The sequence below is a fragment of the Saccharothrix sp. NPDC042600 genome (assembly GCF_040647305.1).
GTDB lineage: Bacteria > Actinomycetota > Actinomycetes > Mycobacteriales > Pseudonocardiaceae > Actinosynnema > Actinosynnema mutabilis.
Genome location: NZ_JBEZBW010000012.1, coordinates 125,904 through 141,845 on the forward strand (window position 1 = coordinate 125,904; position 15,942 = coordinate 141,845).

The window sequence follows — 15,942 nt, forward strand, 5'->3', positions numbered from 1 at the left end:
CTGAGCGCCCCATGTCCTCCGCAACCTTGGCGCTGGACCAGTTCCACGCAGACCTGCAGCGGGCGAACCACCTGCTGAGACTCATCAAGGAGTTCCGTCGCTTCGCCGGGAGCGACGTGCCCGCTGAGATCCGCGAAGGCACCGTCGCCTGGTCGGAAGCGGCGGACCTCGCCGATGCCGCGCCACACGTCCGCACGGACTTACCGGTGCTGTCGGGATCGATCCTCCTCTACATATGTGGCCGCTTCGAGCACTTCGTCCGGGAACTGGTCGTTGCCTTGGCCGACGACATGGCGGCCAAGGCGTCCACCTACCACGCCCTTCCCGACCGCCTGCGCAACGAACTCCGGGTCAAGACACTCGAGGTCGCGCAGAACCCCAGCCGCTTCGGTTACAGCTCCACCGAGGCCGAGCAGCTGGTGATCGGGCTCGCCGAGAACCTGACGGGCAGCAATGACGTCGAGGGAGTCTCGATCTCCTCTCGTGTGCTGTCGATCACCGAGACCAACATGAACCCCGCCACGCTGGCCGAGGTCCTCCGACGTGTGGACATCACGGACGTCTGGAAGGAACTGGGGAAGCAGTCACGGTTGAAGGCCCACTTGGCCAAGATCGCCGACACCGAGTGCACGAACGAAGCCAAAGCGCGCCTGGAAGCCCTGATGAAGGACCGCAACGGCATTGCCCACCCGACCGGTGCGAACGTGTTCCCCGGACCTGACAAGGTGCTAGAGGCGTCCGAGTTCCTCAAGGTGCTCTCGGGTGTCATCGCGGATCTGGTGGAGGTGCCCCGGCCCTCGGTGAACTCGGGCGGGTGATCACCGCGGCGGGCCCTCGGCGACGCGGGCGCGGATCTTCGTCGCGGGGGACTCCCAGTCCGATTCGATCCACCACGTCGCGCCGGCCTGCGCCCACGCGTCGAGGTCGGCCGGGCTCACGCCCTCCGCCACCACGTCGTAACCCTCCCACGGCAGGCCTTCGGCCTCCCGCAGCGACCGGACCACCGCGACGACCTCCGCCAGTTCCTCCGGGCTCGCCGGGCCCCGCGCCTCCGCGCCGGGCGCGACGACGTTGGGCAGCAACCCGTCCCACCGCGCCGCCCGCCGCAGCGACACCCGGCGCGGGTGCGCGCCCACCACCCACACCGGCACGCGGGGGCGCTGCACGGGCGGCGGCGGGGGGAAGAAGTCGGTCGGGCCGACCGAGTAGCGCTTGCCGGAGAACGAGAACGGCTGCCCGCGCATCAACCCGTCGTACACCGCGAGGCCTTCCTCCAGCAGCAACGCCCGTTCCGCGCGCCCCTGGTCGGGTTCGAACGCGGTCCACCCGGGGTGCGGTGCGCCCAACCCCACGGCCAGCCGCACCCGCCCGCCGGACAACCGGTCCAGCGTGCCCACCTTGGACGCCAGGTCCCACGGCTTGACCCGGGGCAGCGGCGTCAACATGGTGCCCAGCACCAGTTTCGACGTCCGCATGGCCGCGGCCGTCAGCGCGACCCACGCGTCCACGCCCCACACCGACTCGGCGAGGAACACCCCGTCCCACCCGGTGGCCTCCGCCCGCGCGGCGCACTCCGCCACGTCGGCGGCGTCGAAGAACGGCAACACGATCCCGCAACGCATGACCACACCTTCCCACGATCCGAACGCCCTTGGCCGGCGCCGAGCCGGGGTGCCAGCATCGGGCCATGTCCCAGGCCGCCGCGTTGAGCTCGCGCCGCCACGTCGACTTCCGACGGCAGGCGAGCGCGCTGTGTGCCACCCCCGCCTGATCAGTCCACTTCGGACATCAGCACGGGAGGACACCCATGCAGACCCGCCGCCGGAGCGCGACCGCCGCGACCGTCCTGCGCTCGGTGCTGGACCACGGCCCGGTCGCGCGCAGCACGATCGCGCGGCTGACCGGCCTGTCCCCGGCCGCGGTCACCCGCCAGTACGCCGAACTCGCCGACCTCGGGCTGGTGCGCGAGGTCGACGAGCGGCGCGTGCCGCGCGCGACCGTCGGCCGGCCGCACGTGCCGGTGGACATCGACGTGGACCGGTACGCGGTGTGCGGTGTGCACATCGCCGTGCCGCACACGACGTTGTCCCTGGTGGACCTGCGCGGCCGGGTGCTGCACCAGGAACGTGAGCCGCACCGGGCGCGCACGCCCGAGGCCGTGTTCGAGCGCGTCCTGGCCCGGTTCCCGGCCTTCCTGGAGCGCACCGGGGCCGGCCGCACGCCGCTGGGCGTCGGGCTGGCCACGGGCGGCTGGGTGGACCCCGAGCGCGGGGTCGTCGTGCGGCACAGCCAACTGGGCTGGCGGGACGTGCCGGCGCGGGAAGCGTTGCGCCCCTTGGGACTGCCGGTGCACGTGGAGAGCCACGGCCGCGCGCTGGCCCGCGCCGAGCAGCTTTTCGGCGACCAGCGGACCCGGTCCAGCATGGTGCACCTGTTCGTGGGCAACGTGGTGGACGCGGCGATCGCGACCGGCGGCGCGGTGCACCACGGGCCGCGCTCGGCGTCCGGCGACGTGGCGCACCTGCGCCTGGAGGACAGCACCGCGTCGTGCCCGTGCGGCCGGCGGGGTTGCTTCCAGGCCACGGTGTCCGACCGGGCGGTCGCCGAACGGGCGGCGGACGCGGGCCTGATCCCCGAACCGTCCCTGCCGCTGCTGCTCGACCGCGCCCGCGCGCGCGACGCCGCCGCCGTGGCCCTGCTGCGGGAACGGGCGCGGCACGTGGGCCGGGCCGCCGGGCTGCTGCTCGACGTGATCAACCCCGAGGTGCTGGTGGTCGCCGAGGCCGGCGTCGTGCACGTGCCGGAGTGCCTGGCCGAGGTGCGCGCGCAGGTCGGCGACCGGGCCGCCGCGGTCGTGCCGACCAGTTTCGGCCAGGACGTGCTGAGCGTGGCCGCCGGTTCGGTCGTGCTGGACGCCATTTACGGCAGCCCGCTCGACCTGTGCGCCTGAAGTTAATTTCCGAAATCGCAAAATTGACCGCCGCCCGAGCCTCGGCGAAGCTGTTCGGGTAAGCACTCGAACCCCGCAAGGAGAAAGCGATGACGGCTACCCTCAACAAGATTTCGGTGCGTCCCGTAGCAGGTCACATCGGTGCGGACATCTCGGGAATCGACATTTCCCGCCCCCTGGACGCCGCCGCGCTGGACCTGGTGAAAAACGCGCTCAACGAGTACAAGGTGCTATTCTTCCGCGACCAGTCGCTGGACCACGCGAGCCAGATCGCATTCGGCCGCCAGTTCGGCGAACTGACCTACGCGCACCCGCACGACGACGCCCCTCCCGGCGGTTTCCCGGAGATCTTCACCATCGACCCGCGCCGCTACGAGGAGCGCTACGGCGCGGACTTCAAGCAGCAGGTCCGGCGCCGCCGGTACAGCTACTTCTCCGGCTGGCACACCGACGTCACGCCCGCGGTGAACCCGCCGGCCGGCTCGATCCTGCGCGCCGAGACGGTGCCCGAGCGCGGCGGCGACACGACGTGGACCAACCTGGTCGCGGCCTACGAGGGTCTGTCCGCCCCGCTCAAGTCGTTCGTGGACGGCCTGCGCGCCGAGCACCGGTACGGCGGCGCGCACGGCCAGGGCGACGGCGCGTACGCCAAGCGGGTCAACGACAACCTGTTGGTGGCGGTGCACCCGGTGGTCCGCGTGCACCCGGAGACCGGCGAGAAGGCCCTGTTCGTCAACCCCGGCTTCACCAGCCACGTCGTGGACCTGTCGCCGCGCGAGTCCAGGGCGGTCCTGGACCTGCTCTACGCCGAGATCACCCGCCCGGAGTACACCGTGCGGTTCCGCTGGGAGCCGGGCAGCGTGGCGTTCTGGGACAACCGCGCCACCGCCCACCTCGCGCCGAACGACCTGGACCACCTCGACGTCGAGCGCCGCCTGCACCGGGTGACGCTGGTCGGCGACGTGCCGGTGGGCCCGGACGGGCGCGAGTCGGAGCTGGTGGCGGGCGCGCCGTTCACCGCCGAGCACACCGTCAAGGTGGACTGATGACCGCCGTGCTGCCGTCGTCGGCGTTCCGGGCGGCGTTCCGGCGCCACCCGGCCGGGGTCGTCGTGATCACCACCGACGCCGAGCACGGCCCGGTCGGCTTCACCGCCACGTCGTTGACCTCGGTCTGCGCCGAGCCGCCGCTGGTGTCCTTCGGCGTCTCGACGGGGTCCTCCAGCTGGCCGCACGTGCGCGACGCGCGCGGTGTCGTCGTGCACTTCCTGGGCGCGCACCAGGAAGACCTCGCCCGGCGCTTCGCCACGAGCGGCCTCGACCGGTTCGCCGCCCCGACGAGGTGGCGCAGGCTCGCGGGCGGCGAACCGGTCCTCGACGGCGTGGCCGGGTGGCTGCGCGCCGAGGTCGAGTCCCGGCTGCCGGTGGGCGACCACCACCTGGTCCTGGCGCGCGTGGTGGAGACCGCGCTGCGCGACGACGTCCCTCCCCTGCTCTACCACGACGGCCGCTACCACACGATCTAGGAAACCCCTGATGACACAGCCATCCACGTCGGCCCCGCGCCGGCGCTCGTTCCTGGCCGGCCTGGTGGGCGTGGGGGCGCTCGGCGTCGTGGGCTGCGCGCCCGCGGGCGGCGCGAGCGGTCCGGCGCCCGCCGGGCCGCTGCCCACGGCGATCCCGCCCGGCACCCGGCTCACCATCTCCATCCGCACCACGCTCAAGCAGCTCGAAGTCTCCGGCGAGCTGGCGAAACTGCCGTTCGAGGTGCCGGAGTGGCCCAACGTCACCGCCGGTCCGGACGTCATCCAGGCGTTCCGCGCCGGGTCGGTGGACCTCGCGGCCAACGCCGGCATCCCGCCCCTCCAGGCCGCCGCCATGGGGTTCGACGCCCGGATCGTCGCGGTGGCGCACCGCGAGACGCCGACCTACCAGTTCGCCACCGCGCCCGGCACGGACATCGCGTCGGTGCGGGACTTCAAGGGCAAGAAGATCGCCTTCTCGCAGGGCCAGGCCCAGGGCGTGCTCGTGCTGCGCACGATCAAGGAGCTGGGCTGGTCCAACGACGACGTCGAACTGGTCGCCCTGACCAGCCCGCAGTTCCTCACCGCCCTGCAATCACGGCAGGTGGACGTGGCCGTGCTCGCCGAGCCCAGCACGACCAAGTACATCGGCCAGTACGGGAAGGACGGCGCGCGCGTCATCGACATGAGCGCCGTGGACCTGCTCACCGTCCTGTGGGCGCCGGTGGCGGTGTTGCAGGACCCGGCGAAGGCCGCCGCCATCCGCGCGTTCATCCCGTTCTGGGCGCAGGGCCAGGTGTGGGCGTGGGAGCACCCCGAGCAGTGGATCGACCACTACTACGTCAAGGACCAGAACGTCACCGCCGCCGACGGCGACCGGATCGTCAAGTCGCACCCGCGCCCGTACTTCCCGGAGAGCTGGGACCGGGCCGTCGAGTGGGAGCGGGAGACGGCCGAGCTGCTGGCGCGGGGCGGCTTCACCGCGCCGGTCGAGGTCGCCGACCTGTTCGACCGCCGCCTCGAGGGCGTCGCCGCCCAGTCCGTCCCCGCCACCTACCGGAGCAAGCCATGACGCAGACCCTCGCGCCGCCGACCCGGCGCGCCCCCGTCGTCCGGTCCGCGCCGACCGCGCCGCGCCGACGCCGCCTGCGGCCCGGGAAGGCCATCCCCTACGGCCGTGCCGCCGGTCCCCTGCTGGTGATCGCCGTGTGGAGCGTCGCGTCGGCGTCGGGCTGGCTGGACCCGCGCCTGCTGTCCGCGCCGTGGACGGTGGTCGAGACCGGCGCGGAGCTGGTGGCCAACGGGAAGCTGCCGGACAGCGTGCTGACGTCGTTGCGGCGGGCGGGTCTGGGCTTCCTGCTCGGGGCGGTCGTCGGCACGGCGCTGGCCGTCGCGGCCGGGTTGAGCCGGGTCGGCGAGGCGTTGATCGACGGCACGGTGCAGGTCAAGCGGGCGATCCCGTCACTGGGCCTGATCCCGCTGCTGATCCTGTGGCTGGGCATCGGCGAGGGCTTCAAGGTCATCGTCATCGCGATCGGCGTGGCGGTCACCCTCTACATCCAGACCCACGCGTCGCTGACCGGCATCGACCAGCGGTACGTCGAACTGGCCGAGGTGGTGGGGCTGAGCCGCGGGCGGTTCGTGCGCAAGGTGGTGTTCCCCGGCGCGCTGCCCGGGTTCTTCGTCGGGCTGCGGCTGGGCGTGACCGGGTCGTGGCTGTTCCTGATCGTGCTGGAGCAGATCAACGCCACCAGCGGGATCGGCTACCTGATGTTCCAGGCGCAGAACTACGGGCAGAGCGACGTGATCGTGGTCGGGCTGGTGGTGTACGGGCTGTTCGGGTTCGTCTCCGACGCCCTGCTGCGGCTGGTGGAGAGGAGGGTCCTGTCGTGGCGGCGGACGTTGGGCGGTTGACCGGCGCGGTCGAGGTCCGGGACCTGGTGCGGCGCTTCGGCGACCGGGTCGTGCTCGACCACCTCGACCTGACCGTGGCGCCCGGCGAGTTCGTGGCCCTGCTGGGGCGCAGCGGTTCGGGCAAGTCCACGCTGCTGCGGGCGTTGGCCGGGCTGGACCACGACGTCGAGGGCGGCGGCGAGCTGCGGGTGCCGCACGAGGTCGCGGTGGCGTTCCAGGACTCGCGGCTGCTGCCGTGGCTTCGGGTGCTGGACAACGTGGTGCTCGGCCTGTCCGGCGCGCGCGACCGCGGCCGGCGCGCGCTGGCCGAGGTCGGGCTGGAGGGCCGGGAGCGGGCGTGGCCCAGCGAGCTGTCCGGCGGCGAGCAGCAACGCGTGGCGCTGGCCCGGTGCCTGGTGCGCGAACCCGCGCTGCTGCTGGCCGACGAGCCGTTCGGCGCGCTGGACGCGTTGACCCGCATCAGGATGCACGACCTGCTGCGCGAGCTGTGCGCGCGGCACCGCCCCGCGGTCCTGCTCGTCACCCACGACGTGGACGAGGCCGTGACGCTCGCCGACCGGGTCGTGGTGCTGGAGCGGGGCCGGATCGGGCTGGACGTCCGCGTCGAGCTGCCCGAACCCCGGTCCCACCGCGACCCGCTGTTCCAGTCCCACCGCGACCGCCTGCTGCACGCGCTGGGGATCACCGAAGGAGCCACCCCGTGACCGAACTGCACCTCAACCTGTTCCTGCACGACACCGGGCACCACGAGGCGTCCTGGCGGCTGCCGGACAGCGACCCGCACGGGCACCTGAGCATCGCCTACCACGAGCGGCTGGCGCGGATCGCGGAGGCGGCGAAGTTCGACTCGGTGTTCCTGGCCGACTCGCCGGTGCTGTGGGGGCAGGTGGGGCGGCGGCCGTCGGGCAAGCTGGAGCCGACGGTCCTGCTCACCGCGCTGGCCCGCGCCACGTCCCGGATCGGCCTGATCGCGACCGCGTCCACCACCTACAACGACCCGTTCAACCTGGCGCGGCGGTTCGCCTCGCTGGACCACGTCTCCGGCGGCCGGGCCGGCTGGAACATCGTGACGACGGCCGGTGACGACGCCGCCCGCAACTTCGGCCTGGAGGCCCAGCCCGCGCACTTCGACCGGTACGAGCGGGCGGACGAGTTCCTGCGCGTGGCCAAGAAGCTGTGGGACTCGTGGGAGGACGACGCGATCGTGGCGGACAAGGAGCGCGGCGTGCACGCCGAGGACTCCCGGGTCCACCCGATCGACCACGAGGGCCGGTACTTCCGGGTCCGGGGCCCGCTGAACGTGCCGCGCTCGCCGCAGGCGTACCCGGTGCTGGTGCAGGCGGGTTCGTCGGAGGACGGCAAGGGTTTCGCCGCGAAGCACGCCGAGGCGGTCTTCACGGCGCAGCAGACGTTGGCCGAGGCGAAGGCTTTCTACGCCGACATCAAGGACCGCGCGCGGGCGGAGGGCCGCGACCCCGACCACGTGAAGGTGCTGCCGGGCCTGGTCCCGGTGATCGGTGCGACGGAAGCCGAGGCGCTGGCGTTCGACGCGGAACTGGACCGCCTGATCGTGCCCGAGTACGCCCGCGAGCAGCTGGCCAAGACGCTGCGGGTGGCCCCGACGGACCTGCACCTGGACCGCCCGCTGCCGGCCGACCTGCCGACGGAGGACGAGATCGAGGGCGCGAAGTCCCGGTACACGCTGATCGTGGAACTGGCGCGCCGGGAGGACCTGACCGTGCGGGCGCTGATCGGCCGCCTGGGCGGCGGGCGCGGGCACAAGACGTTCGCGGGCACGCCCGAGCAGGTCGCGGACACCATCGAACACTGGTTCCGCGAGGGCGCGGCGGACGGCTTCAACATCATGCCCGCCGTGCTGCCGTCGGGCCTGGAACTGTTCGCCACGGAGGTGGTGCCGATCCTGCGACAACGCGGCCTGTTCCGCACGGACTACACGGGCACCACCCTGCGCGACCACTACGGCCTACCCCGACCGGCCAACCAGTTCACACCGGCCACCGCGTGAACCACCCGCCTCTCCACCCACCTCGGCGGGTGGAGAGGCGACCCTACAACTCCCGCTTGAACGCCTTGCCGAGCCCGGTGACGAGACAGATGGCCAGGACCCAGCCCAGGACCGTGAACACGGTGGAGAACGTCAACGCCCACCCCTCGGCGATCCAGAAGTCCCGCTGTTTCAGGCTCACCACCGGCAGCAACAGGTCCAGGGTGTAGAGCAGCGGGTGGAACACCAGCTCACCGTCCACCTTGACCTGCCGGAACCCCGCCTCACCGAGCCACGCGAAGACCGCGGTGCCGACCAGGAGGAGGGCGGCGATCCAGTAGAGCACCCGCAACGGCCGGTACCCGTAGCCGACGGTGCACTTGAGCAGGAACCCGATGACCCGATCCCGAACCCGCCGAACCCCGGCGGTGGACCGCCACCGCGCGTCCTCACCGGCGATCAGGACCCGCTTGGCGAAGTCGTACTTGCCCGCCGACTCGTAGACCCGGGCCAGTTGCAGGTAGACCTGCGGCGCGAACAGGTGGTTGCGGCGCAGGCACGCGAGCCGCTCCGGCAGGTTCGGATCCTCGTACAACGCCTTGTAGTCGAACTCCTCCAGCCGGACCTCGACCGGCCACACGGTGTTCCGGTCGTCGAGTTGCGCCACCGTGACGTACCGCAGGTCGACGGAGTTGATCCTGGACGCGAACCCCAGCCGCAGCCGACCGCGGATCTCCGTGCCCTTGATCGTCAACGACCGCCCGCCCGCGGTGATCACCGAATCGGCGAAGCTCAGGTTCCCGGTCACCGTCATCCCCCGCATGCGCACGGGACCCTCCGCGTGGATCCGGTCGAACTCGCCGGAGTGCCCGATCTGCACGCGGTCGGCGACCAGCGCCTCGTCGCGGGCGGTGAACCGGCCGCCGCGGCAGTCCAGGCTGCCGCCCACCTCGGTCCCACCGAGGTCCACCGTCCCGTCGGCGACGAAGCCCTCGGCGAGCACCATGTCCCGCTTCACCTTCATGCCGACGGCCAGCAGCGAGACCGCGCCCGCGTTGCCGAACCGGCCGCCCGCGCAGTCCAGGCTGCCGTCCACCGTGGCACCGCTGAGCACCACCGCGCCCACGGCGTGGAAGCACTCCCGGCCGGTGCCCGACGCGGAGGGCTGGTCGGCCAATCGCACGTCCCGGTGCACGATGAGACCGGGCGCGTCCAGCGCCGCGGCCGTGCTGTTGTCGAAGCGCCCGCCCTCGCACCACAGGTTCCCGCTGATCTCGGCGCCCGCGAGCAGCACCTTGCCCTCCGCGACGAAACCGCTGCGGCACAACAGGTTCTGCCTCACCTGCGCGCGGGCCAGGTCGAGCGCGGTGCGTCCCGGGTCGACGAACCGGCCGCCGGTCAGGTCCAGCGTCCCGCCCACGTCGCAGCCGGTGAGGTCCACGCGGCCCTCGACCACCGCGCCGGAGAACCGCACGTCGCTGCCCACCACGAGCCGCTCGGCACGCAGCGCGTCACCCTCGCCCGTCGAGAGCACCGCGCCGGAGCAGTCGAGCCCGCCGGCCAACTGCGCCCGGCGCAGGCTCACCGTGCCCCGCACGCGGAAGTCGTCGCACCAGAAGGTCTGCTCGCGCACGCGCAGCCCGCTCAACTCCAAGGCGGTCCGGCCGGGGTTGTCGAACGTGGCGCCGGAGCAGTCGAACTGGCCGCCGATGCGGGCGCCGACCATGGACACCCGTCCCGCCGCGACGAAACCCCCGGCGAACTTGACGTTCTGGTCGACGGCCATGCCGTCCGCGTTGAGCGCGACGCCCTCCCGGTTGACCAGCCGGGTCCCGACCACCCGGAAGTGGCCCTTGACCGCCGCGGCCGTCAGGCTCACCTTCCCCGAGACCGTGCAGTCGGTCAGCATCAGGTTGGTGTCCACCGCCAGTTGCGAGCCGCGCAGGCCGGGCAGGCGGCACCCGGTCAGGTAGAGGGCGGACACCCGCGCCTGCTCGACGTTGGGCACGGCGGTGAAGACGCAGTGGTCGAAGGTCACCGGGAACCGCACGGTGCCCGCTTCCAGGTCGAGTTCACCGGTCACCTCGGCGTTCCTCAGGAACAGCATGCGCGGACCGCCGGTCGTCCTCAGCAGGACGTCGCGCAGCACCTCGGCGGGGATCGTCGCGCCCGCCGCGTCGTACCGCGCCGTCCGGCCCGCTTCGACCCTCTTGGCCAGCGCACGCCCGGGGTCCAGTGCGACGGTCATGTCGTCACCCCCTCACCAGGAGATGCCGATTAGGTCGTTCGGAGCAACCGAGCGTTACCTCCCGGTCGTCCCGTTCACCCGAATGGTCCTGAACTCGCCCGACCCGCCCACTTCGCCCCCTGAGCGCCTGCGCGGGCGGCTTCCGGGCAGAATGCCTGTCGTGACCACAGCCATCCACCAGAGGATCGCCGACGAGCTGGGCGTGCGTGCCGGACAGGTCAGTGCCGCCGTCGAACTGCTCGACGGGGGCTCGACCGTGCCGTTCATCGCCCGCTACCGCAAGGAGGCGACCGGCGCGCTGGACGACGCCCAGTTGCGCACGCTGGAAGAGCGGCTGGGCTACCTGCGGGAACTGGAGGAGCGGCGGGCCGCCGTCCTGGAGTCCATCCGGTCGCAGGGCAAGCTGGACGACGCCCTGGAGGCCGCCATCCTGGCCGCCGACTCCAAGGCCCGCCTGGAGGACCTCTACCTGCCCTACAAGCCCAAGCGGCGGACCAAGGCGCAGATCGCCCGCGAGCAGGGGCTGGAGCCGCTGGCCGACGGGCTGCTGGCCGACCCCACCCAGGACCCGCAGGTCGTGGCCAAGGACTACCTGACCGAGGAGGTCGCGGACGTGGCCGCCGCTCTCCAGGGCGCCCGCGCGATCCTGGTCGAGCGGTTCGGGGAGGACGGCGACCTCATCGGCGAGCTGCGCGAACGGATGTGGTCGCGGGGTCGGGTCGCGTCCAAGGTGCGGGAGGGCAAGGAGGAGGAGGGCGCGAAGTTCTCCGACTACTTCGACTTCTCCGAGCCGTTCGGCAAGCTGCCCTCGCACCGCATCCTCGCGCTGTTCCGCGGCGAGAAGGAGGAGGTGCTGGACCTCCACCTCGACCCGGGCGACGAGGACGAGGAGCCGTCGGGCTACGAGGTCGCCATCGCGGCCCGGTTCGGCGTGGACAACCAGGGCCGACCGGCCGACAAGTGGCTCGCCGACACCGTCCGCTGGGCGTGGCGCACCCGCATCCTGGTGCACCTGGGCATCGACCTGCGCTCGCGGCTGCGGCAGTTCGCCGAGGACGAGGCCGTGAAGGTGTTCGCGTCCAACCTGCGCGACCTGCTGCTGGCCGCGCCCGCCGGCACCCGCGCCACGATGGGCCTGGACCCCGGGTTCCGCACCGGCGTGAAGGTGGCCGTGGTCGACGCGACCGGCAAGGTCGTCGCCACCGACACCATCTACCCGCACGTGCCCGCCAACAAGTGGGACGAGTCGATCGCCAAGCTCGCCGCGTTGGCGCACAAGCACTCCGTGGACCTGATCGCCATCGGCAACGGCACCGCCTCGCGCGAGACCGACAAGCTGGCCGCCGACCTGCTCAAGCGGCACCCCGAGCTGAAGCTGACCAAGGCCGTCGTGTCCGAGGCCGGCGCGTCGGTGTACTCGGCGTCCGCGTTCGCCTCCGCCGAGCTGCCCGGCCTGGACGTGTCGCTGCGCGGCGCGGTCTCCATCGCGCGCCGGTTGCAGGATCCGCTGGCCGAGCTGGTCAAGATCGACCCGAAGTCCATCGGCGTCGGCCAGTACCAGCACGACATCACCGAGGCCAAGCTGTCGCGCTCGCTGGACGCCGTGGTCGAGGACTGCGTGAACGCGGTGGGCGTGGACCTCAACACCGCGTCCGTGCCGCTGCTGACCCGCGTCTCGGGCATCACCGCGGGCCTGGCGGAGAACATCGTCCAGCACCGCGACGCCAACGGCCCGTTCCGGACGCGGCGTGCCTTGAAGGACGTGCCGCGCCTGGGCCCGAAGGCGTTCGAGCAGTGCGCGGGCTTCCTGCGCATCCCCAACGGCGACGACCCGCTCGACGCGTCCGCCGTGCACCCCGAGGCGTACCCGGTGGTGCGGCGCATCCAGGAGGCCGCCGGTGCCGAACTGATCGGCAACACCAAGGTGCTCAAGTCGCTGCGGCCCGAGCGGTTCGTGGACGAGCAGTTCGGCCTGCCGACCGTGACCGACATCCTGCGCGAGCTGGAGAAGCCGGGCCGCGACCCGCGTCCGGCGTTCAAGACGGCCACCTTCGCCGAAGGCGTGGAGAAGATCGCCGACCTCAAGCCCGGCATGGTGCTGGAGGGTGTCGTCACGAACGTGGCGGCGTTCGGGGCGTTCGTGGACATCGGCGTCCACCAGGACGGGCTGGTGCACATCTCGGCGCTGTCCAACACCTACGTGAAGGACCCGCGGGATGTCGTGAAGTCCGGTGACGTGGTGCGCGTGAAGGTGCTCGAAGTGGACATCGCGCGCAAGCGGATCGGGCTTACCCTGCGGCTGGAGGACGAGCCGGGGCGCAAGGGGCCGCAGCAGCGTGACCAGCGTGACCAGCGTGGTCCGCGCGGTGGTGGCGGTGGTGGCGGCGGCGGTGGTGGCCGGGGTGGTCGGTCGCAGCAGCGGCAGGAGCGGCCGCCGGCGAACGGCGCGATGGCCGAGGCGCTGCGGCGCGCGGGGCTTGGCGGGTCCAAGTAGCCGAGAGCGGAGCGGGGCTTGGCGGGTCCTCGTAGTCGAGGCCGGCGCGGGGCTTGGCGGGGCCGAGTAGGGGTACCCCGCTGGGCATGAGGGTCGTCGTCACGGGTGCGAGCGGCAACGTGGGGACGGCCCTGCGCCGGGTCCTGGCGGAGTTGGGCGCGGACGTGGTGTGCGTCGCCCGGCGCACACCCGCCGCCGGCGGACCGCGCGAGACGTGGCTGAGCTGCGACATCGGGGCCCCGGCGGCGGAGGTCGCGTTGCGCGACGCCTGCGCCGGGGCCGACGCCGTCGTGCACCTCGCGTGGGCGGTCCAGCCCGGCCCCGAGGACCCGCCCATGCGGCGCACCAACCTCGACGGCAGCGCGCACGTCCTCGCGGCGGCGGCCGGGGTCCCGCACGTCGTGGTCGCCTCCTCGGTCGCCGCCTACGCGCCCGCGCCGCACGTCGTGGACGAGACCTGGCCGTGCGAGGGCGTCCCGGGCAGCGCGTACAGCCTGCAGAAGGCGCGGCTGGAACACCTGCTCGACCAGTACGACGGCGCGCCCGTCGCCCGCATCCGGCCGTGCGCGGTCGTCCAGCCCGACGCCGGCGGCGAACTGGACCGCTGGGCGCTCAGCCCGCTCGTCCCGCCCGGTCTGCTCGGCCGGCCGTGGCTGCCGGTGCCGCTGTGGTCCGGCCTGCGGGCGCAGGTCGTGCACGCCGAGGACGTGGCCCGCGCCATCGTCGTCCTCCTGCGCCACCGCGCCGAAGGGGCGTTCAACGTCGCCGGAGAGCCGGTGCTGCGCGCGGACGACCTCGCGCGCGTGTTCGGCGGCTTCCGGGTGCCCGTCCCGTTCGGCCTCCTGACCACCCTGGCCTGGCCCACCTGGCGGCTCGGCCTGCAACCCCTGCACCCCGGCTGGCTGCGCCTGGCCGACCGGGCGTCCATCGTGGACACCACCCGGCTGCGCGCGCTGGGCTGGGAACCCCGCCACGACGCTCGCGCGGCCCTGGCCGAGTTCGTGCGCGCGGTGGCCGAGGGCCGCGGCGCGTGGGGGCCGCTCGCGCCGCAGGGCCGTGCGCGGTTGGGCAGACTGGGGTGGGGACGTCCCGTGCACCAGAGCCAAGGAGGCTGAGTGGCCGACGACGTGGATGCCGTGGTCATCGGGTCCGGACCGAACGGGCTGGTCGCCGCGAACCTGCTGGCCGACGCCGGCTGGGAGGTCGCGGTCCTGGAGGCCGCGGCCGAGCCGGGCGGCGCGGTGCGCACCGCCGAACTGACCGCGCCGGGTTTCCGCAACGACCTGTTCAGCGCCTTCTACCCGCTGGGCGCGGCCTCACCGGTCATCGCGGGCCTGGGCCTGGACCGCCACGGCCTGCGCTGGCGCCACGCCCCCGAGGTGCTGGCCCACGTGCTGCCCGACGACCGGGCGGTCCTGCTGTCCCGGGACGTCGACCGGACGGCGGCGTCGGTGGAGAAGTTCGGCGCGGGCGACGGCGACCGCTGGTACGAGGAGTTCCAGCGCTGGCAACGGGTGCGCGACGCGTTGATCGAGGCCCTGATGCGGCCGTTCCCGCCGGTCCGGGCGTCGGCCGGGCTGATGCGCGCGCTGGGTCCGGCGGAGGCGCTGCGGTTGGCGCGCATGTTCGTGCAGCCCGTGCGGGCCTTCGGCAACGAGCGCTTCGCCGGCGAGGGCGGCCCGTTGCTGATGGCCGGGAACGCGATGCACACCGACCTCGGGCCGGACCAGGCGGCGAGCACGGCGTTCGGCTGGCTGCTGTCGATGCTGGGCCAGGACGTCGGCTACCCGGTGCCGGAGGGCGGGGCGGGCAAGCTCACCGAGGCGATGGTCAAGCGCCTGGGCGGCGTCGTGGAGTGCGGCCGGCGGGTGGACGGGGTCGTGGTCGCGCGGGGACGGGCGCTGGGCGTGCGGGACGCGGAGGGCGGTTTCGTCCGCGCCCGGAAGGCGGTGCTGGCCGACGTGCCGGCGCCGGTGCTGTACCTGGACCTGGTGGGCGCTGATCACCTGCCCGCGCGCCTGATGGACGACTTGGAGCACTTCGAGTGGGACGACGCCACGGTGAAGGTGGACTGGGCGTTGTCCGGCCCGATCCCGTGGACGGCCCCGGAGGCGAGGAGCGCCGGGACCATCCACGTGGGCGGTGACTTCAACGGCCTGGCGATGGCCAGCACGGAGATCGCGGTCGGCAAGCTGCCCCGGATCCCGTTCGTGATCATGGGCCAGATGACGACCGCGGACCCGACCCGGTCACCGGCCGGGACGGAGGCGGCGTGGGCGTACACGCACGTGCCGCGCGGGGAGAGCTGGTCGGCCGACCGGGTGCGGCGGCGGGCGGACCGGGTGGAGCAGCTGATCGAGCAGCACGCGCCCGGGTTCCGGGATCTGATCATCAAGCGGTCTGTTCAGGGGCCCGCGGAGTTGGAGGCCGGGAACCCGAGCCTGGTCGGGGGGTCGATCAACGCGGGGACGGCGGCCATCCACCAGCAGTTGGTGTTCCGGCCGGTGCCCGGGTTGGGGCGGTCGGACACGCCGGTGGACCGGTTGTTCCTGGCGGGTGCTTCGGCTCATCCCGGGGGTGGGGTGCACGGGGCGGCAGGGGCCAATGCGGCTCGGGCCGCTTTGGCGCGCAACGGGTTGGCTGGGGATGGGTACCGGTTGCTTCAGCGGGGCTTGCACAAGCTCGTGTACTAGCCGTCATGGTGAAAGCTGAAGAGCGGCGCTCGCCGCGCGGCAGGCCCCCGGGGGTGGAAGGGCGTCGGTTCGTTCCCCGTACGGCCTGCCGGAGGCAACCACCCTTCTCCCTTCTT

13 protein-coding genes are annotated in these 15,942 nt (G+C 72.8%); 11 read left to right on the plus strand and 2 right to left on the minus strand.

The genetic code is table 11. The annotated features are described in order from the left end of the window. Positions 1 to 11: 11 nt before the first annotated feature. Positions 12 to 818 (plus strand): HEPN domain-containing protein, encoded by an 807-nt coding sequence (locus tag AB0A74_RS11710; RefSeq protein WP_358248774.1) that lies wholly within the window; start codon positions 12 to 14, stop codon positions 816 to 818. Here the strand turns inward: AB0A74_RS11710 and AB0A74_RS11715 are convergent, their stop codons facing one another. Further along, positions 819 to 1,622 carry an LLM class flavin-dependent oxidoreductase gene (locus AB0A74_RS11715; protein ID WP_358248775.1) on the minus strand — a complete coding sequence of 268 codons (804 nt, stop codon included), beginning with the start codon at positions 1,620 to 1,622 and terminating at the stop codon, positions 819 to 821. A gap of 185 nt (positions 1,623 to 1,807) precedes the next feature. On the opposite strand from AB0A74_RS11715, the gene AB0A74_RS11720 reads away from it, so the two are divergent. From AB0A74_RS11720 to AB0A74_RS11750, 7 genes are all read left to right on the plus strand, one after another. After that, entirely contained in the window at positions 1,808 to 2,950 is a 1,143-nt protein-coding gene (locus tag AB0A74_RS11720; RefSeq protein ID WP_358248776.1) for an ROK family transcriptional regulator, read from the plus strand. Positions 2,951 to 3,039: 89 nt separating this feature from the next. After that, positions 3,040 to 3,996 (plus strand): TauD/TfdA family dioxygenase, encoded by a 957-nt coding sequence (locus AB0A74_RS11725; RefSeq protein ID WP_358248777.1) that lies wholly within the window; start codon positions 3,040 to 3,042, stop codon positions 3,994 to 3,996. Continuing rightward, on the plus strand, positions 3,996 to 4,475 hold the full coding sequence (locus AB0A74_RS11730; RefSeq protein ID WP_358248778.1) for a flavin reductase family protein: 480 nt from the start codon (positions 3,996 to 3,998) through the stop codon (positions 4,473 to 4,475). The genes AB0A74_RS11725 and AB0A74_RS11730 overlap by 1 nt, the downstream gene beginning before the upstream one ends. Positions 4,476 to 4,485: 10 nt before the next feature. Further along, on the plus strand, positions 4,486 to 5,544 hold the full coding sequence (locus AB0A74_RS11735) for an ABC transporter substrate-binding protein (RefSeq protein ID WP_358248779.1): 1,059 nt from the start codon (positions 4,486 to 4,488) through the stop codon (positions 5,542 to 5,544). Beyond that, on the plus strand, positions 5,541 to 6,386 hold the full coding sequence (locus AB0A74_RS11740) for an ABC transporter permease (protein WP_358248780.1): 846 nt from the start codon (positions 5,541 to 5,543) through the stop codon (positions 6,384 to 6,386). Before AB0A74_RS11735 ends, AB0A74_RS11740 begins: the two co-directional genes overlap by 4 nt. After that, positions 6,362 to 7,090, plus strand: a complete 729-nt coding sequence (locus AB0A74_RS11745; RefSeq protein ID WP_358248781.1) for an ABC transporter ATP-binding protein — start codon at positions 6,362 to 6,364, stop codon at positions 7,088 to 7,090. The genes AB0A74_RS11740 and AB0A74_RS11745 overlap by 25 nt, the downstream gene beginning before the upstream one ends. Then, positions 7,087 to 8,412, plus strand: coding sequence for an LLM class flavin-dependent oxidoreductase (locus tag AB0A74_RS11750; protein WP_358248782.1), 1,326 nt, complete (start codon positions 7,087 to 7,089; stop codon positions 8,410 to 8,412). Before AB0A74_RS11745 ends, AB0A74_RS11750 begins: the two co-directional genes overlap by 4 nt. A 43-nt stretch (positions 8,413 to 8,455) precedes the next feature. On the opposite strand, the gene AB0A74_RS11755 is transcribed toward AB0A74_RS11750, so the two are convergent. Then, on the minus strand, positions 8,456 to 10,639 hold the full coding sequence (locus AB0A74_RS11755) for a hypothetical protein (protein ID WP_358248783.1): 2,184 nt from the start codon (positions 10,637 to 10,639) through the stop codon (positions 8,456 to 8,458). 151 nt (positions 10,640 to 10,790) lie between these two features. Between AB0A74_RS11755 and AB0A74_RS11760 the strand changes: the two genes are divergently transcribed. The 3 genes from AB0A74_RS11760 to AB0A74_RS11770 all read left to right on the plus strand — a co-directional run bounded on the left by AB0A74_RS11760 (position 10,791) and on the right by AB0A74_RS11770 (position 15,826). Then, complete coding sequence (locus AB0A74_RS11760) at positions 10,791 to 13,133, plus strand: Tex family protein (RefSeq protein WP_358248784.1); 2,343 nt, start codon at positions 10,791 to 10,793, stop codon at positions 13,131 to 13,133. A gap of 86 nt (positions 13,134 to 13,219) precedes the next feature. Next, positions 13,220 to 14,248, plus strand: coding sequence for an NAD-dependent epimerase/dehydratase family protein (locus AB0A74_RS11765; RefSeq protein ID WP_358248785.1), 1,029 nt, complete (start codon positions 13,220 to 13,222; stop codon positions 14,246 to 14,248). After that, positions 14,249 to 15,826, plus strand: a complete 1,578-nt coding sequence (locus tag AB0A74_RS11770) for an NAD(P)/FAD-dependent oxidoreductase (RefSeq protein WP_358248786.1) — start codon at positions 14,249 to 14,251, stop codon at positions 15,824 to 15,826. The last annotated feature ends 116 nt before the right edge of the window (positions 15,827 to 15,942 follow it).

Excerpts from the sequence above, each read along its gene's own strand:
- AB0A74_RS11735 (WP_358248779.1), top strand. The coding sequence starts at position 4,486 with ATGACACAGCCATCCACGTCGGCCCCGCGCCGGCGCTCGTTCCTGGCC.
- AB0A74_RS11740 (WP_358248780.1), top strand. The coding sequence starts at position 5,541 with ATGACGCAGACCCTCGCGCCGCCGACCCGGCGCGCCCCCGTCGTCCGG.
- AB0A74_RS11725 (WP_358248777.1), top strand. The coding sequence starts at position 3,040 with ATGACGGCTACCCTCAACAAGATTTCGGTGCGTCCCGTAGCAGGTCAC.
- AB0A74_RS11715 (WP_358248775.1), bottom strand. The coding sequence starts at position 1,622 with ATGCGTTGCGGGATCGTGTTGCCGTTCTTCGACGCCGCCGACGTGGCG.
- AB0A74_RS11720 (WP_358248776.1), top strand. The coding sequence starts at position 1,808 with ATGCAGACCCGCCGCCGGAGCGCGACCGCCGCGACCGTCCTGCGCTCG.
- AB0A74_RS11730 (WP_358248778.1), top strand. The coding sequence starts at position 3,996 with ATGACCGCCGTGCTGCCGTCGTCGGCGTTCCGGGCGGCGTTCCGGCGC.
- AB0A74_RS11765 (WP_358248785.1), top strand. The coding sequence starts at position 13,220 with ATGAGGGTCGTCGTCACGGGTGCGAGCGGCAACGTGGGGACGGCCCTG.
- AB0A74_RS11760 (WP_358248784.1), top strand. The coding sequence starts at position 10,791 with ATGCCTGTCGTGACCACAGCCATCCACCAGAGGATCGCCGACGAGCTG.
- AB0A74_RS11755 (WP_358248783.1), bottom strand. The coding sequence starts at position 10,639 with ATGACCGTCGCACTGGACCCCGGGCGTGCGCTGGCCAAGAGGGTCGAA.
- AB0A74_RS11710 (WP_358248774.1), top strand. The coding sequence starts at position 12 with ATGTCCTCCGCAACCTTGGCGCTGGACCAGTTCCACGCAGACCTGCAG.